At 53.7% G+C, this 18,307-nt stretch carries 13 protein-coding genes; 8 read left to right on the top strand and 5 right to left on the bottom strand.

Going from position 1 to position 18,307, the window contains the following annotated elements; translation table 11 throughout:
* Positions 1–136 precede the first annotated feature (136 nt).
* The 5 genes from ACIGCM_RS03070 to gspG all read right to left on the bottom strand — a co-directional run bounded on the left by ACIGCM_RS03070 (position 137) and on the right by gspG (position 4,716).
* Positions 137–1,447: an MFS transporter gene (locus tag ACIGCM_RS03070; RefSeq protein WP_397500540.1), complete on the bottom strand. Its 1,311-nt coding sequence runs from the start codon at positions 1,445–1,447 to the stop codon at positions 137–139.
* Positions 1,448–1,573: 126 nt separating this feature from the next.
* On the bottom strand, positions 1,574–2,152 hold the full coding sequence (locus ACIGCM_RS03065) for a hypothetical protein (protein WP_397500539.1): 579 nt from the start codon (positions 2,150–2,152) through the stop codon (positions 1,574–1,576).
* 13 nt (positions 2,153–2,165) lie between these two features.
* On the bottom strand, positions 2,166–2,774 hold the full coding sequence (locus ACIGCM_RS03060) for a hypothetical protein (RefSeq protein ID WP_397500538.1): 609 nt from the start codon (positions 2,772–2,774) through the stop codon (positions 2,166–2,168).
* Between the two features lie 304 nt (positions 2,775–3,078).
* Positions 3,079–4,269, bottom strand: coding sequence for a type II secretion system F family protein (locus ACIGCM_RS03055; RefSeq protein ID WP_397500537.1), 1,191 nt, complete (start codon positions 4,267–4,269; stop codon positions 3,079–3,081).
* 12 nt (positions 4,270–4,281) lie between these two features.
* Positions 4,282–4,716 carry a type II secretion system major pseudopilin GspG gene (gspG, locus tag ACIGCM_RS03050; protein WP_397500536.1) on the bottom strand — a complete coding sequence of 145 codons (435 nt, stop codon included), beginning with the start codon at positions 4,714–4,716 and terminating at the stop codon, positions 4,282–4,284.
* A 198-nt stretch (positions 4,717–4,914) separates the two neighbouring features.
* On the opposite strand from gspG, the gene ACIGCM_RS03045 reads away from it, so the two are divergent.
* The 8 genes from ACIGCM_RS03045 to ACIGCM_RS03010 all read left to right on the top strand — a co-directional run bounded on the left by ACIGCM_RS03045 (position 4,915) and on the right by ACIGCM_RS03010 (position 18,235).
* Entirely contained in the window at positions 4,915–5,541 is a 627-nt protein-coding gene (locus ACIGCM_RS03045) for a lytic transglycosylase domain-containing protein (RefSeq protein ID WP_397500535.1), read from the top strand.
* 269 nt (positions 5,542–5,810) lie between these two features.
* On the top strand, positions 5,811–11,711 hold the full coding sequence (gene mnxG, locus ACIGCM_RS03040; protein ID WP_397500534.1) for a manganese-oxidizing multicopper oxidase MnxG: 5,901 nt from the start codon (positions 5,811–5,813) through the stop codon (positions 11,709–11,711).
* Between the two features lie 74 nt (positions 11,712–11,785).
* Entirely contained in the window at positions 11,786–13,750 is a 1,965-nt protein-coding gene (locus ACIGCM_RS03035) for a YncE family protein (protein ID WP_397500533.1), read from the top strand.
* A 24-nt stretch (positions 13,751–13,774) separates the two neighbouring features.
* A complete protein-coding gene (locus ACIGCM_RS03030; RefSeq protein ID WP_397500532.1) occupies positions 13,775–14,464 on the top strand; it encodes an SCO family protein in 690 nt (229 codons plus the stop codon).
* Positions 14,461–15,081, top strand: coding sequence for an SCO family protein (locus tag ACIGCM_RS03025; protein WP_397500531.1), 621 nt, complete (start codon positions 14,461–14,463; stop codon positions 15,079–15,081). Before ACIGCM_RS03030 ends, ACIGCM_RS03025 begins: the two co-directional genes overlap by 4 nt.
* A gap of 14 nt (positions 15,082–15,095) precedes the next feature.
* Positions 15,096–16,655 (top strand): ABC transporter substrate-binding protein, encoded by a 1,560-nt coding sequence (locus tag ACIGCM_RS03020; protein WP_397500530.1) that lies wholly within the window; start codon positions 15,096–15,098, stop codon positions 16,653–16,655.
* Positions 16,656–16,666: 11 nt separating this feature from the next.
* Positions 16,667–17,620, top strand: a complete 954-nt coding sequence (locus ACIGCM_RS03015) for a peptidylprolyl isomerase (protein ID WP_397500529.1) — start codon at positions 16,667–16,669, stop codon at positions 17,618–17,620.
* 237 nt (positions 17,621–17,857) lie between these two features.
* On the top strand, positions 17,858–18,235 hold the full coding sequence (locus ACIGCM_RS03010) for a response regulator (RefSeq protein WP_397500528.1): 378 nt from the start codon (positions 17,858–17,860) through the stop codon (positions 18,233–18,235).
* Positions 18,236–18,307: the final 72 nt, after the last annotated feature.

Raw genomic sequence — 18,307 nt, 5'->3', positions numbered from 1 at the left:
ATCAGAAAGTGAGTCGGTTATTTTAATCGTTCTGAACGAGGCTGGCACCCATCAAATGGACACAATGCGACCTTTTCAACTAAAACGCCTCTAGTCGGCGTCTTTCAATGAGCGATCAGCCGTCGATGTGCTTTGCTTATTCAGTCTCCGGCAATGCCATCGCCAAGGCCGCGCCCGCTGCGCCGAGCAGTGACAGCAGCAGAATAACTGCGCTGACTCCTATCACCATGCTCAGTGCGCCAATAAAGCCCATCAACAGTAGTATCACGCCAATCAATGTGTTGCTGACGGCTACATAATCGGTGCGCCGGTTGCCTTGTGCGAGGTCTACCACATAGGTCTTGCGGCCAATTCGTACCCCTTGATGGGCGATGCTCAGGCAAAAGTACAGCGCCGGGATCACCCAGCTAAATGCCAGCCAGCGGTGCTCATAGTGATCGAGGGCAAACACGATGATGCCCAAGCCTGCGGTCATCAATGCGGCAATGATCATAACCTTGCGGCTGGATACATCGGCAAAGCGCCCCCAGACCGGTGCCGAAAGTAAGCTCGCAGCGCCACTGGCCAGTAAGAACAAGGCGAGCAATGAGGCGTTTGAGTCGAGGTTCTTCTGTGCCAGCACAACGTAATAAGGTGCTGTTAGTGCTGAGCACAATAACAGCGAACGCGTGATCACGAAGTGGCGAAAGGGCTTGTCGGTCCGCAAGATATCCAGGCGTTTCACGGCCTCAACCACCGCATTGCCACCGCCTTCGGTTTCACCCGGGTCTTCGCTGATTTGCCCATAGATCAGGGCAGCAATAACCCACAAGCAACCAGCACCCGCTAACAACAGCGCGTAGGCGCTAGGTGCTGGCTGGGTTTGGCTGCTTAGCAAAAGCACCAAAGCAAGGCCTACTGTAACCAAGCCTGCGGCGCTGGCTGACCAGCCATTGACTTGACCTCGGCGACTTTTGGGCACGGTTTTGCCGATAACATCCTTGGAGGCAACCGAGCTGATGCCACGGGCAATACTGAATAGGCTGATTAAGGCGATGATTCCCCAGCCTGCAGCGGCCCCTTCAAGCGTCCAGGCGATCAAGCCAATACCGGCGATCGCCAGCGCTTGTATCACGCTACCGGCCACCCATACCCACTTTCTGATCTTCATGGCGCGGATATAGCTGGCGACAAAGAGTTGCGGGATTAACGAGCCCGACTCACGAATTGGCACCAGAAAACCGATCAAATACAGCGGCGCATGCACAGTCTCCATCACCCAAGGCAGCACGATCTTCGGATTGGCAAGCGCGTCGCCCAGCTTGCTGAAGAAGTGGCTCAGGATCATCAGCAGGAAATTGCCGGGCACCACGTGGCAAGCGGTTTCGCTTAACTCCGTGCAGACGCGCGCGTCTTCCTCATCTACCAGCTTGCTGTAAATGTCTTCGGTTAGGTGTTTGCTGGCCATGAAGGTTCTGAGCCTTGCGCGTTGCTAGGGAAAAGCCCGCAATGATGCCAGCAAAGGGCTTACTTCGCTTGCCTGGGTTTGGCGATAGGGTGCCTGCTGGGCCACTCGCGTCCAGCATGCAGGGGCCTAAATCAGCTTATCCTTGCTGGCTTGTTCAAGGGTGCTTTTACTCAACTGGGTAAAGATGTTGTCGGCCGACTCGTTAAACGGCAGGGCAAATATCATCAGTAACTGCATCCATGAGGTGATGGTTTCTGACTTCTTTACCCGACCAAGCAGGTTGCCATTGACGTCCTTAAAGGTTGTTTCCATGGTCAATTGATTGGTGAAACGGGTGGGAATAATAAACAGGCTAAAGCCGGTTAGCGCCGCGCTGAATAGGTTTGAACGTTCATTATTGGTGACCTTTACGCTGATATACATATCCGCCGCTTGCTTGGCCGTGGTCACTGACGCGAAGCGTTGGCTGCTTTGATATTCCTTGAGTATCAGCGCTTCAAGACCGGGCTGATTAACGCCGCCGGATTTAGCCACATCATTGTGCAAATACTGAGCATAAACCTTCACGAAGGCGGAAGGTTTGTGAGCAGCAGGGGCTGCCGGCGGCCACTGCTCAACGCTGGCAAGTTCATGGTTTGAGTAAGAAATACAGCCGGTTAGGTTGAGCAGTAGGCAGGCTAAAATTGCGGCAAAAAGCGGTTTCATGGCGATGTCCTTATCAGAGCTTGGCGAGTTGTTCGGTGCTGTCTTGAATCAGTTGCTCCACCAGCTCATTAACCTGCACCGAGCCTAGGGTAGTGGTGAAATAATCGTCGTCCCAAGCGCCGATGTTTTCATCTCGCTTAATCACTTTTTTGCTATCGGTCAGCACTTTGCCTTGGGCGTCCGTAATCGACAGCTCACCGGCCAGATCATATTTGTCGACGTAAATAGGGCCGTTTACCCAGATCCATACCGTTAGGGTGAGCAGGGCACCGGGAAAGTAGGCAGGGTGGGGCGTGCGCTTGCCCTTTAGCGAGCTGAAATTGAACTTAAGCATCACATCGTCTTCCCCCAGCTTGGCGGGAAAGCTCAACACCTGTTTGAAGTATTCACCTTGTTCAATGCGGTTTGACAGCTGCTCAGTAAATTGGCGGCTCAGGGTGATGCGCAGGTCGTTATTGATCTGCATATCGGAAATAACCACATCGTCAATCATTGCTGCCCGGGGCAGGGTTTTTGGGGCAAGTTGATCAGACAGACCAATTGGGCCAGCAGGGGTAAATGAAATACAGCCAGTCAGCGTCAGACACAGTGTGCTGAGACACAGGTAATGAGCAAGCTTCATGCTACGTCCTTGTATGGGCAGTGGGGCCAGCAGTTTTGCCAGCAAAAAGGAGGCGGATTTTATCCGCTATCCTTGTGCGATGTTGAAGTGACATCACGTTTTTGGCTTTTTAAAGTTTTGCCGGTTTTTATTTGACGCGCAGGCACTTTGCCCAATTTAGTGGATGCTTGAGCCGTTCTAATGATTTGGGAATTGGATAAAGGTGTGCTTAGAGGCAGTGAATGCCTTTAGTCGAACAGCGGGATGACGGCGCTGAGGTGGCCGCGCCAAATTGGTCTTTACCAGCGATTCGGCAACCCTGCGGTTACTTAATGCTAGAGGCCAGTTCGAATATTGGAATGTACATCAGGACCACGATGACCCCGATGATCAGGCCGATAAAAGTCATTAGCAACGGCTCGAATAAGCGTACGAACCATTCGATCCAGCGTCCGGTTTCTTCATCATAAAAGTTGGCAGTGCGCTCCATCATTTCACCAAGATTGCCCGATTGCTCACCGGCTCGAAGCATGCGGATTGACACAGGTGTCGACAGCTGATTGTTCTCGAAGGCACTCGACAACGCGTGCCCTTGCCGAATGTGCTCGGCAGCTTGGTCGAGTTTCACTCTGGAGTTGACTCCGAGCAGGCCACGCACCATGGTCATGGCTGTCAGAATCGGAATACCGCCCTGTAGAAGAATACCCAGAGAGCGATAGAACCGGGCCAGTTCATAAATGAAAATTCGTTGACGCACAGCTGGAGCGCGTTCGATCAGTCGGTTTAGAGCCAGACGAACTCGGTCTTGGCGCAGCAGAACCACCGCAAGCACCAACACCGAAATCACAACGATCAACAAGCTGCTTTGGTGTTGGTGTAAGAACTGCCCCGAACTTAGCAGCACTTGTGACAGCCAGGGCATGTTGCTGCCCACGCTTTCAAAAACCAAGCTAAAGCGCGGCACCACATAGCCAATCAGAAATAATAAAACCCCACAGCCGACAATAAACAGTAGAGCCGGGTAGATTGAGGCGCTGATGACTTTTTGCCGGACTTCATCCATGCGACTGCGATAGGCCACGTATCGACCGAGCGCTTCACCTACCGCGCCGGTTTTTTCGCTGGATTGGACGAGGGCGACATACAGAGCCGGAAATACATCAGGAAACTGGCCAAGTGATTGCGACAGTGATTTACCTTCATAAAGTAGCCGCACCAAATCACCAAGAAGCCGTCGTGCTTGAGGGGCCGACTCTTTTTCGGCCAGGCTTTCGAGTGCGTCAATCAAGGCTAGGCCTGCGTTCAATAAGGTCGTGAGTTCTTGGCTGAAGAGCAGTAATGAAAAGTGCTCTCTGCTTTTTAAACCTGGAAGCCTCCAACGCTGTTCACTGTGGATCGCAAGGACTTTTATTCCTTGTTCTTCTGCTAGCTTGCGCGCATCTAACAGGCTCGACGCTTCGAACACCTGGGTGGTGATGGCTGCATATTTGCCGACCCCTTTAACCCGAATTCGCATAGTCTTGTCCCGTTATTGCCAACTGACTATTTCGGCGTTTTCACCGTCGCCACCCGGTTGGCCATCCTTGCCCATCGAGAGCAAATCAAACTCTCCATTCTCGCCAGGTGAGCGGTAAACATATTCGCGCCCCCAAGGGTCTTGTGGCACCGATTTATGTAAATAGGGGCCTGTCCATTTCGGTTCATCGCTGGGGGCAATGGTAAGCGCTGTCAGGCCTTGTTCTGTGGTTGGGTAATGCCCGGTTTCTAGTCGGTAGATATCCAATGCTTTACCGAGGCCTTCTATCTGTGTCTTGGCCACCTTGACTTCGGAACGTCCCAGTTGGCTGAAGTATTTGGGCGCAACTATCCCGGCCAGTAACCCCAACACAACCAGCACGACGAGCAGCTCAAGCAAGGTGAACCCCCGCGTGTGATAGGGCATGACATGTCGATGTAGTTTCATCGTGAAAATCTCCCGCAGTACCCACATGTTTGGACGCTAAAACCGAGCTATGCAAGAGGCGTGCAAGCGCAGCTCGACCTCGGCCAAGAAAAAAACCTAGGTCAAATATCGGCACGTGCTTTGCGTGTGGGGAGCAGGCAAGTGAGCGAGCACTGTCTGATGATTTTGCTGCTCATGGCTCACAATGGAGGGTGAAGTATGAGCAATGTCGGCAGGTTTGCAGCCGTTGTCCTGTTACTGACCGCGTGTACTTATAACGCGCTGGCGGATGTATACAGTGCCACCGCTGAAGACGGTTCGATTACCTTGACCAATATCTACAAGGCTGATGCTGGCTATGTCCGGATTATTCGTGAGCCTAAGGTTTCTGCAGTAAAACCGCCCGCAGCAACGTTAAGCGCAAAGCCTGTAAACAGTGACTCCTACAATGCCTTGATCAGTGCTGCAGCGACGGAAAATCAGCTGCCGGAAGCCTTGATCCATGCCGTTATCAGCGCTGAGTCTAATTACGATCCGCGGGCACTTTCTAAGCAAGGAGCTGCAGGTTTAATGCAATTGATGCCCGGAACTGCCAGCGATATGGGAGTCGTTGATGTGTGGGACCCCGCTGCGAATATTCGTGGCGGCACACGCTATTTGAAAAGCCTTATGGAGCTATTCAATAACGACATATCCCTGGCTTTGGCGGCTTACAACGCCGGACCCAATGCGGTCCTTCGGAACGGTGGTGTCATCCCGCCTTACCCTGAAACTCAACGTTATGTTCCAACCGTACTTGAGCGTTATCAGCGCTTACAAGCCTCTGTAACCCGAGGGGCGATGTAAGTTATTAGCGCCCGCATGTGGGCGATTTCCCCCAATGTCGGGGGAACCGCTTTGACAATTTGATCACAGCCTCTGTGCGCGTTGTCTTTGCGCATTACGTGGCTTTGGGTGGGTTGCGCGAGAGTGGGTAAATACTGGGGGAAATCCCCCAGTTTATAGCCAGATGATATTTTAACTTATTGATAATTAACGGTTTTAAATTTGGCATAGGGTTTGCTGAGTGTCTGTTACCTATAGGGTTTCGTTGAACCGACCTGAGGTCAGCCAAGATGAAACAGACAGCTTCGGCTCCAAGCAAATACTGTGGCGTATTTCAGGCTCGTAGCCACACCTCGTTTATGTCAGCACAGCAACTGATTGCTATCACATTGGCAATCGGTTCCTGGGGCTTTGGACAGTCTGCGCAAGCGGCTATTAGCTGTGAGCGAAACCTGGTGGCTAATATTGTGGCAATTGACCAGCCGCTGATGTTTAACCGCCTGGGTGCGCAAAACATCAATGGCATGATGTTCGCGCTGCGTAGCGATGTGGTGGATAAAAATCAGGTGCTACTGACCCAGGGAGGACAGGTCGTTCCGGGCGAGGTTACTTTACGCCCTGACAAGCGCCCGCGGCCTCTGGTCTTGCGAGTAGCAGCAGGGGATTGCATCACCATCAATCTACAGAATCTGCTCACCGCGCAGTCCAATCCGCGCAGTGATCACGATGTAAACGGCGAGGTTGAAGAGGAGATTGAAGGGGACGAAAACGAAGCTGAGTTTGACGGTGATAATCCCCTCAAAATAGATGATCAGGTTGCAGATCGTCATGTCGGTTTTCAAGTCAATGGGTTACAGCCAGTCAACTCCATTGACGACACCTCGACCAACGTCGGGCGTAATCAAAGCTCTCTGATCGCTCCAGGCGGCAGTCGCTCTTATACCCTTTATGCCGAGCATGAGGGGGCATTTGTAGCGACTAGCCAAGGGGCAACTTTTGGCGGAGAAGCATCCTCAGGCAACAATGCCAATGGCTTGTTTGCTCAGGTTGTTGTTGTGCCAAAAGGCGGGCGTACCTACCGCAACGTCGTCACCGAAGAGGAACTTCGTTTAGCTACCACCGGGCGTACACCCGCTGGCCAGCCGATTGTCGATTACCAGGCACGTTTTCCGATGAGTGAGCCTTGGTTGACCGAAGGCAAGGCTGGCCGTCCCGTACTTGCAATGGTCGATAACAATGAGATCATTTCGTCAGACAGTGATGCGATTGTGTTGGGCTCTAATGCTGACGGTAGCTTTCCAGCCGCGACGTATCCGTTGGAGTCGATTGGCAAGCGTAACCCCGCCTTACCTAATCGGCTTGAACCCTTCCGTGATTTTGCCAGTGCCTTCCATGATGAAGCCGCTGCCGCCCAGGCGTTCCCAGGTTACTGGGCGGATCCCGTATTCGCCCATGTGCTGGAGCCGACTCGCGACAGCTTTATGATCAACTACGGCTCGGGTGGGATGGGCGCTGAAGTGGTGGCCAATCGCTTGGGTGTAGGGCCTATGCACGATTGTTTGTCTTGCGCCTATGAAGAGTTTTTCCTCAGCGCCCATACCGTCGGTGATGTGGCCATGTTGGTGGATGTACCAGCGAACGTTGGATTGGAAAATATTCGTCCGGGCGAAGTGCCTCCTGCCAGCGCGACAGGGATCAAGGCGAACATGGCGCTGTATCCGGCTGAGCCGTCAAATGTGAGCCATAGCTACACTGGGGATTTCGTTAAGTTTCGCAATACCCACGTAGGTTCCGAGCAACATATTTTCCACCTGCATGGGCATCAATGGCTATTTAACCCCAATGACGATGACTCTGATTATATCGATGCGCAGGGCATAGGTTCAGGCGCGGGTTATACCTATGAAATTGCCAATGGTGGTTCGGGTAACCGTAACCGGGTAGCCGGTGATGCGATCTACCATTGTCACTTCTACCCTCACTTTGCCCAAGGCATGTGGGCCATGTGGCGGGTCCATGATGTGCTTGAAGAGGGCACGGTGCTAGATGTTTCCTCGCAAGGGGAAAATGGCTTTCATACTGAACCCTTTGCCTTACGCAGTGGCTTGCCAGCTTCCGGAGCAAGGGCATTACCGGATGGAGAAATAATCGCCGGTACGCCAATCCCAGCCATAGTACCACTGCCCGGCAAGGCCATGCCGCCGATGCCTGGCAAGGTGGCTGTGGTGCCGAAGATCGGCCAGTCTTTGGTCGCGGCTCACGAGGACGATGACGACGAGCACGGTCCAGAAGAAGGTGATGACTCTAGTGGTCATGCGCAGATTATTGGTTCTGTTGCACTGGTTGACCGCAGCGCAGCCAACTACAACGCCGATGGCAGCTTGAAGAATCCAGGCTATCCGTTCTGGATTGCCGGTATGGAAAGCACCGTTGGCCAGCGCCCACCGACCCCACCACTGGACATGCTTGATGCCACGCTGGCGCAGCAATTGCGCGATAGTGGTGATGCGCTCTGGAGCAATCTTGACCCTGCGCAGTCGGGCGGCTGGGACGGTGGTTTGCCACGGCACTCGCTTGAAGGCGTCGCAGCAGGCGGAGATGCGGTTGTGGTCACCAACGCGCTGGATTTTTCAAAGACCATTACCCGAGCTAAAGCCGTGTATTACCCCGAGCAGGGGACTGATGTTGAGCAAGCCGCTATGGCATACCATGCCAAGCCCAGCCACCCAAGCTTTGCCGTGATGGCCGATATGCAAGTGGTGCCAAAAATATTCAAAACCAATGGTTCATTGCCTGTGGCGGGCGCGCCCTATTACGAGCCGTGCATCGATGATCGGCAGAAGCGCCTGACGGCGGCTAACGGAATAGGTGAGTTTGTCAGTGGTGAGCGCCTTGACGGCATGACTTTCACCGGCTCATCAACCTTTACGGCTGATAACCCTCGGGTCTATAAAGCCGCCAATATTCAATTTGACGCCGTATTCAACAAGGTTGGTTATCACTTCCCGCAAACCCGCATGCTGGCGCTGTGGGAAGACGCGTGGGGGGTTATTAACAAACAGCGTCCGCCTGAGCCCTTTGTGATGCGGATGAACACCTTTGATTGCACCATGTATCAACAAACCAACCTGATTCCCGGTATTTATGAGCTTGATGACTATCAGGTGCGTACACCGACCGATGTAATCGGTCAGCATATCCACTTGCCAAAATGGGATTTGACCTCTGCAGATGGCTCAGCCAATGGCTGGAATTATGAAGATGGCCTGCTGGCACCTTCCAGTGTGGTTGAGCGTATTGAGGCGATACGTGAATTCAATGAATGCCATGGCAGCGATCCGCGTGATGGCACTGCAGATTGTCCTATCGCCAAGAACCATCCGTTCTTTGGCCAATACAATCGTGCTGACTGGCTGGGGGCACGTACAGCCATGCAGCGATGGTTTGCCGATCCGGTGGTCAATGTGCATAACATTGACCGTGGCCTGGGCAATATTTTTACCCATGATCACCTGGGCCCATCGACCCACCAACAGGTCGGCCTTTACGCCACGGTGTTAACTGAACCCGCTGGCTCGACCTGGTACCACTCCGAGACAGGCGAGCCACTTTATGCCGCCGGCAGGCAAGATGGCGGGCCGACTTCATGGCAAGCGGTTATTGCCACCAATGATGTCAATGGCGATGGTTCAAACGATTCGTTCCGTGAGTTCTTCCTTGAATACAGCGACTTCCAACATGCCTACGAAGCGGGTGTGTATGTGGGGGCTGGCCCTGACGGTGTGCCCAATGCAAGTAGCTATCCAGCCACATCAGAGAGCTTTCGCTATGCCATTAATCCGCCTGCACGGGGTGTAGCCAGCTCATTGCTGGATCAGAATGAGGAATTGGCAGGAGGCCGCAGTCCGGGTTGTCCTAGCCGACCTTGTCCGCAGGCTATTTCGGTCGATGACCCTGGGATATTTGTAGTCAACTACCGTAATGAACCGGTTGGCTTACGGGTTTATGACCCTAACCGCTTGGGCCCAGACGGCAAGCCAGGGATGCAGTCAGCAGGCCTGGCAGGTGATCTTGCCTATGCCTTGCAGACCCGTACTGACCGTGCAATTGCTGCCATGAACCTGGCACCGAGTGCGATCACCAGTGCGGTTGGTCCAACCGGTGGCACAACCGTATTTCCACCAAATATCAACAAGGCCGGTGACCTTCCGGGTGACCCTTTTACACCGCTGTTGCGCACCTATTCTGGAGACAGCGTAAGGCTACGGGTGCATGCGGGCGGCCACGAAGAAGAGCACAACGTGACCTTGCATGGCGTCAAGTGGCTGCACACGGGCACAGGCTATGGCAGCAGCTCTAACTCTGGCTGGCGCGCCTCACAAATGGTGGGTATCTCTGAACAGATGGGCTTTGCTGCACCTATTGCAATGGCCTCAAGTTCTGCCAGCGATACCGGTGATTATCTGTACTCAATGGATGCGTCCATTGAGGGTTACTGGAATGGTATGTGGGGGATCATGCGTAACTACAAAGAGCCGCGTACCGACCTATTCCCAGTCCCCAATAACCCGCATCCAGTCGCGGCACGCAACACGTCGTCCTTTGATGGTGTTTGCCCACGTTTCACCCCCAATCCAAATGGTGTAGGCCAGCGGCCAACGGTCAAGCGCGAGTATGAGGTTGTTGCGGCATTGGCCAATGACATCCTCAAAAACCCGCTTAATCTGACCATTGGTGATCCTGATGGAGCAGGCCTGCATGTGGGCGGGCCGTTGCGGCCAAATGGTGGGACATTGGTTTATAACCCACGGGTTGTGAGCATTGCCCAGGTCACGGTGATTGACGAAGAGGATGGAACCATTTCGACTATAGGTGGGCAAAGTGGCCCACTGCATGACCCCACCGCGATCATGTATGTGCGCAAGGATGACCTCAATAAAAATGGCAAGCTAAAACCGAACGTGCCTATTGAGCCGTTAGTGCTGCGCGCAGCCGCTGGGGAATGTATCAGCGTAATCCTTGAGAATCGCTTGCCTGAGGATATGCCTGATTTACCACAAACCGCGATTATGTCAGGAGTCGTCAAGCGCGATCGTCATAGCGCCAATGGTGTTACCACGTTCAGTAATAACCTGATCAAACCTTCAAGCCATGTGGGTATGCACGCGCAATTACTGGCATACGACATTACCCGCTCCGATGGTGCCAACGTCGGGATCAACCCGGTACAAACCGTGCCGCCGAAATCGTCGAACAGCGCTGAGTACCCGACTAAGACCTATCAGTATTACGCGGGACACCTGGAGCGTGAGGGGCGGCCATTGGTTCGTTTGGGTCGGGCAGTCGATAACATCGAAGCCACCCCTGTCGAGTTTGGTGGGCTGGCGATAACCCCTGCAGACCCGATCAAGCAAGGGCAAAAGGGACTGGGTGGGGCCATGAGTATTGTGCCTCAAGGTGCGACATGGACCGAGGACCCCGGGATGCGCGCAGCCGCCACCGTGCAGCCTGCGGAGGGCTCGTCTTATCGTGATTTTGCCTTGGTCTGGCAGAAGTCACTCAACATGCGTTGGGCGAGTGGTCGGCCGTTAGAAAATATTGCTTCGGAAGGCTTTGGAGTTAACGGCGACCCACAAGATAACTCGGGTATGGCGATTAACTATCAAACCGAACCGCTGTGGTATCGCTTGCGGCTACCCCCAAATGCCCCGTTTGGCCGTGCCAATGGCAATGGTTGGGGGGACACCCTCGATGCACACATGGCCTATAGCAACGTGTTGGTGGGAGCTGATCCGGTTACGCCGATCCTGCGTGTTAAGCCAGGGCAGCCGTTCCGTACTCATGTGGTGCTGCCAACGGGCGGTAGTCGCGGCAGCATTTTTCAACTGACCGGACACGACTGGGCACGTTCGCCTTTCCAATCCAAGTATTCGGATGAGAATGGCTACCCAAGCAAATATCCGGGCGTGGGTTCAATACGCTTCGGCTGGAACCCGGAGAGTACCTTTATCGGTGCTCAGGAAAGCGTACTGCCTGCGGCGCACTTCAGCATGATGTTTCCAAGTGCTGGTGGTGGTAATGGCGTACCCGGTGACTACCTCTACCGCGACTATGCGGGGCAAGGAAATGCCAATGGTTTATGGGGGATTTTACGGGTCAGTGATGAGCCGGATCAGACTCCGCAACCCTGAAAGCAGTAAAGCGTTGAGACCTTGCTAGGGAAGGTCTCAGCGCGGGTTGAGTCGTATCAAGGAGGGCAGTGCTTGTGAATACCTGCTTAAAAATCGCGCAGATGCTGGCTAGCAGCTTGGCGCTTGTGGCCTTTGCAGTCTCCGCCGCAGACAGCGGCTCCGCAGCAGTGGCGCAACCACTGAACAGCGCCGTTATAACACCAACTCGCCTTGAGCGAGATGGCGTTGCGGTCGAGTTCGAGATACGGCCGCTCAATCCTGCTGAAGGGTTGATGGAAGGCACATTAGCGGATGTACGTTTTCGCGTCAGTGATATGGCTTCAGGGCAGCCACTGTCGGCAATTGCACCCGGTGCATGGATGGATCAGGGGCAAGCTGGCATGTCCAGTGAAGGTCAGAAAATGCAGTGCAAATCACGTATAGGTTTGTACTTGAAGGGCGTGCTGAACGCCAAACCACTGATGGACCTGAACAGTTATTACCTGATGGTGCTCAACAAAGACGCCAGCATTACGGTGATTGATCCGAATACTTCACTGGGTGGCATCACCAGTACGATGGCGCTGATTATGCTGAAGAAACCACCCATAGACTGGGTGGTTAGCCAAGACGATAAGCGCATGTTTGTAAGTATGCCGAGTGCAGGTGAAGTGGCGATTATTGATGCTGAAAAATTTCAGGTCGAGTTCAGTGTGCCAGCCGGTGTCGAACCTTTTCGCGTTGCCCTGCAACCAGATGAACGTTACCTCTGGGTCGGTAATAACAGCACTGAGGCAGCCAGCAGTGGGGTGACGGTCATTGATACCCAGACCCGTGAAAAGGTGCTTAGTCTGGCTACGGGTAAAGGCCATCATGAAATTGTCTTCAGCAGTGACTCGCGTTACGGGTTCGTGAGCAACCGAGACTCGGGTACGGTGAGTGTTATTGATATCGCCAGTTTGACCCTGGTCACTACGCTGGAGACCGGACCTGCGCCGTTATCACTGAGCTTCTCTGCGCTATCGCAAGCCGTTTATGTGGCAGACGGTAAGGCAGGTTTGATCACGGTAATCGATGCCAATAGCTTAAAAATACGCAAGGTAATTGAGGTGGGTCAGGGTGTCGGGCCTATGCAGTTCAGCGAAGATGGCCGTTACGGCTTTGTACTCAATACACTGCAAGACCAAGCGCTGGTAATTGATGCGGCCAGTGACAACCTCATTCATGAGCTGGAGGTCACTGCCGAACCCTATCAGCTGACCTTCACCAAGGCGTATGCCTATATTCGTGGTCTGGCGACTTCACGGGTGAGCATGGTCAACCTGTCGACCCTGGGGGCAGGGCAAAAACCAATCCTGCAAAGCTTTGAAGCCGGCGCCTCAGCGCCAAAACTGGCGGGTAACCTGCCGTTGGCTGAGAGCATGGATCCAGGGCGCGATGGCAACGCCGTGTTTGTGGTTAACCCGGTCGATAACACCACATATTTCTATATGGAAGGCATGAACGCGCCGATGTTTGGCTATCTCAATCGTGGCCACAGCGCACGTGCCGTGGCGGTGGTAGATCGTAGCTTACGAGAAGTTGAGCCCGGTGTTTATAGCACGCGCATCAAGCTGCCTGTATCGGGGGCGGTGGACATTGCATTCATGATGAATCAACCGCAGTTGACCCATTGTTTTACTGCGCAGGTGGAGGTCAATCCGGCGTTGCAGCAGCAATACGCCAAGCCTCGTATCGAGTATTTGCCAAGTGATTCTGTTGCCACCTTGAACGCTCCTGTAACTGCACGTTTTCGGGTGACCCAAGGCCGGGAGAACAACCCGCTTAGTGGGGTTAAAGACATGCGAGTGCGCTACTTCATGGCCCCCTCATCGCATGCCCAGGAAGTTCCGGCCAAAGCGCTAAAAGATGGCGTGTATGAGGCGTCTTTGGAACTGGCCAAAGCAGGCGTTTATTACCTGCATGTGGGCGCTGATTCGCTGCATTTGCCATTCGGCGCACAGTCGTACAGCAGTTTGCGTGTTCAGGGGAGTACTGCTTCGCCAACGGCACGCAACTGATCACCACTCGATGAGGGTTTTACCATGCACCGTTTAACTCAGGTAAATATTGGTAGCTTGATAGCGTTGTCGCTGAGCGTGTCGTTTGGACCTGTACAGGCTATGGATGACCACGCGCAACACAACATGGATGAACATGCTCAGCACATGACGCAGCAGTCCACTGTGATGAAGCAAGAGTCAGCCCGCGTGACCTTTGCTGATGTGCAACTGGTTAATCAGGACGGCAAGTCCGTGCGGCTCGAACCCGATCTGGTGGCCGATAAAATTGTGCTAATGGGCTTTATCTACACCAGTTGTACAACGGTTTGTCCGGTGGTTTCTGCCATCATGAAAAAGACAGAGGTGCAGCTGCAGGCCAATGCCGGTCCACCCGTGCAGTTGATTTCGATCAGTGTAGACCCGTTGCGCGACACTCCTGAGCAGCTACGCCGATATGCGCAGAGCTACATGGGGGCAGGAGATGCCTGGAGTTGGCTGACCGGCAAGCCACAGGCGATTACCGATACGCTCAAGCAACTGGGGGCTTGGTCTCCTGACCTTAAAGAACACCCGGCTTTAATTATGATCGGTGATGGCCGCAGCGGGCAGTGGACGCGTTTTTATGGGTTTTCCGATCCGAATATTCTGGTCGCCAAAATTCAGGAAATACAGCTCAGCCGCGCCAAGTATGAGGCCCAACATATCGCTGGCCATGAAGGGAGTCAGCAATGAACACATATTGGTTATTGAGCATCGGTTTAAGCATGAGTATCAGCGTTGCGGTCGCCCATGAAGGTCACGCCAATACAACCCAAGCACCAGCAGTGCAGCCCTTAGAGGTCAAAGGAACGCACGATGCCCAAACCTATTTCACCGATACCCTGCTGCTGAATCAGCAGGGTGAAAGCGTGCGTTTTTACAGCGATGTACTCAAAGATCGCATCGTAGTACTCAATGTAATTTTCACCCACTGTGAAGATGCCTGCCCATTGATTACGCGCAAGCTCAAAGAGGTGCGCGAAGCAATGGGCGAAGAGGCAGCAAAAAAGGTCACCTTTATTTCACTGACCAGCGACCCACTGCGCGATACCCCGCAGGTCTTGGCCGAATACGCGCGCAAGCACGGGGCAGATTCGGCCAACTGGATATTTTTGACCGGCACTCAGGCCAATATGGATTTGGTATTGGGGCGCCTGGGGCATTTTATTGAAAGCCCGGAACAGCACTCAACTCAGTTGATAGCCGGGGATGTTGCGCATAAACAGTGGAGCAAAATTCGTCCAGACGCGCCCGTTCCCGCCATCGTGCAACGTTTGAAGTTGCTCTCTATGCCAATCGCCGGGCGTTAATCAAGGAGAGAGACGTGGCTCGATTTGCACATGTGCTTGGCACTCTGTTGTGGGTCTGCGGTCACGCTGTTGCGTTGGAGTTAACGCCAGAAGAGGCCGCTGGCAAACAGCTTTTTACTCAGGGTATCAGTGCGACGGGCGCTGATATTACGGCCTTGGTGGGCGCTTCCAGTGCAGCCGTTCCAGCCACGGTTGTGCCCTGCGCCAATTGTCATGGCGCTGACGGGCGAGGGCGACCGGAAGGTGGCGTGCGCCCCCCCGATATCACCTGGCGACGGCTTTCGGTGCCCTACGGACAATTGGCCAGTAATGGACGCAGCCACCCTGCCTATACCGATGCCGGTATTGCCAGAGCGGTGAGCGAAGGCGTTGATCCTGGCGGCAACACGCTTGATCCGGCTATGCCGAGGTTTGTCATGTCGATGCATGACATGAGCAATCTCAATGCTTACCTCAAACGCCTTGAGGATGATCGCGACCCAGGCGTACAACACGACCTGTTGAGTATTGGCACCTTGCTGCCATTGCATGGCCCTCTGGCTGAACTGGGGACTACAGTGGCGCAAGTACTCAAGGGCACAGTTGAGGCGATCAATCAGTCGGGCGGTATCCATGGTCGTCAATTGCGACTGATTGTCGTGGATGCCGGCGTTGATCGGCACAGTGGTGTCGATGCGCTCAATACCTTACTTGACCAAAATCAGGTGTTTGCCCTTGTCTCGCCAATGATGCCTGCACTTGACGGGCAATATGACGCGTTATTGCAGTCCCGTGGGGTGCCGCTGGTGGGCGCACTCGAACTGAGTGGCGAAGGTCCCAGAAATCGATTGATTTTTGCCCCTTTGCCAGGGGTTGTGGAACAGCTTCAGGCGTTGGGTAAATTTGCTCGTCAATCACTGGCGGTTGGTCAGTCTGATGGGGTCATCGTCTACGCACAGGATCCTGCTCAACAGCGGTTGGCGCAATTGCTGCAATTACGCCTGCAGCACGATGGTTGGCAGCAGATCAGCCTACAGGTTTATCAGCAAGACAATCTTGATGACCTGGTGATGAGTGCAGGCAGAGGGGGGGCGGTGTTCTTTCTCGGGCAATCACAAACCTTTAATCAGCTCACAGAAGGCCTGAACCAGCGCGAACAATACCCTTATCTGTTTGCCGTTTCTGCACAGGTTGCTGGTGGAGCCTTGGATATTGCCAGGGGTTTTAACCAGCGCGTATTTCTTGCTTATCCCTTTGTGCCCTCTGATTGGACTGAAGAAGGGGTTCAGGCGCTCACAGCAATTCGCACTCAAAGTGGATTGGGTAGTGCCCATGCGGTGCTGCAAGTGAGTGCCTATTGCGCTGCACTGCTGTTAAGCGAAGGGCTCAAGCGCGCAGGCCGTGAGGTCAGCCGTGAAAAGCTCATCACTGAGCTTGAAAACCTGCATAACTTTCGCACTGGGCTGACACCGATGCTGAGCTTTGGCCCTGGTCAGCGAGTCGGCGCATCGGGCGCACACATTGTGATGGTCGATAGTTCTACCCAGCGGTTTCAGGCTACGGGGCAATACATCTCTGTTGATTCGGATCTCTAGAGGGCGCTGCAATGCGTATACCCATCTCAGCAGTTTTTTTCCTGCTATTCGCCACTGTGGTTCACGGCGGTGAAACAGGCGTTGCCGCACGGGTCAATGGCGCTGAAATAAGCAACTTTCGCCTAGAGCGCTACTTCACTGAATATTTGCAGGCGCAGGGGCGAAGTGTTGGCGGTATTCGTAATCCCGACACCTATAAACGCCTTAAGCGTGAAGCGCTGGATCAGATGATCGTCAAAGAGCTGCTCTGGCAAGAGGCGCAACGACGTGGCATTGATGTGAGTCAGGTTGAGCTTGAAGAGCAGCTAAATACACTTAAACAAGGCTTTAGCAGCCCGGAAAAATTTATCCGTGAGCTGAGCAAAGCCGGTTTCGATCAGCAGAGTTTTAGCGAATATTTGCGCCGTGAATTAGTGGCTGGCCGCATGCTTGAAACCTTGAGTGTGGTCGAGCCGGTTGATGAGGCTGAAGTGCTTGAGGTCTATCAGACGAATCGCCAGTACCTGCAGAAACCTGAACAAATTTGGGCACGACATATTCTGTTAAGCGCCAGTGATCCTGCAGATCCCGTCGCCGATGAAGCCTCACGCCAGCAGTTGCTGGAGGTGCGTGAGCAAATCGAGTCGGGTGCTGATTTTACGGCAATGGCTGAACAGTACTCACAAGACACAACCGCAGGCGCGGGGGGCGACCTGGGTTACTTTTCCCGCGGAACAATGGTGCCTGCATTTGAGAGTGCCGCGTTTGCACTAAAGCCTGGAGAAGTGAGCCTGCCGGTCAGGACTGTTTTCGGCTGGCATCTGATTCTGCTTGAAAGCTATTTACCGCCCAGCCCACTGCCGCAAGAGCAAGGGATGCAGTTGGTTCGTGACTTTTTGCAGGAGCAACGTCGGCAGGCCGCCCGCGTAGCTGCGCTCGAACAGCTAAGGGCCACTGGCAAGGTCGAGGTGGTTAGCGGCTTATAGCCTTATTAATTGCGTTTATGTACTCCCCCCATTTTTGGGGCCAGGGTTTGCCTGATCAACATATTCCCCATTATTGGGGAATATGTGGGGGATTATTTGCCTTGAAAAAGTCAGTGAAGTCCGCGCAGTGCAGCAATACTAGGCACATGAGTGCCTGGCATGAAGCGTGCAAACCTCCACGTAAGTACTCTATCCGCATCAGACGCAGCGTTGGATTCAGTGCTAGGAGCAACAGCTTTGAACAATAGGATTTTGGTGGTCGAGGACGAGTATGTACTCGCACAGAACTTCAAGGACTATCTGGAAATGATGGGCCATGAAGTGCTGGTTGCTGATGATGGTTTGAGCGCAATCAGCTTTGCCAGGCTTTATGAGCCAGCAGCAATCGTTCTGGATTTTCGCCTACCTGACATGGAAGGGTTTGGGGTGCTCGATGCAATGGGGCACGGCTGGGGATGTAAATGTGTGTTGATTACTGCACAACCAGTCGCTGAAGTCAGCGCCAAAGCACAGCAACACGGGATCGAGCAGATATTGTTTAAGCCGTTTCCACTGAAAGATCTTGGTCGGGCAGTACGAACCTTGATCAATGCCAGTTTGACGTCACCCCGATAAGCAATCTGGGTGACAGTGTAAGCGCTACTCGGATGTTCATGGGTATGGATGCCAAGGTGATAGGCAGGTAGC

The organism is Pseudomonas sp. NPDC078700 (genome assembly GCF_044542375.1).
GTDB lineage: Bacteria > Pseudomonadota > Gammaproteobacteria > Pseudomonadales > Pseudomonadaceae > Aquipseudomonas.
The sequence above is the reverse complement of the archived record's forward strand: the minus strand, read 5'-3'. Positions and strand labels throughout refer to the sequence as shown.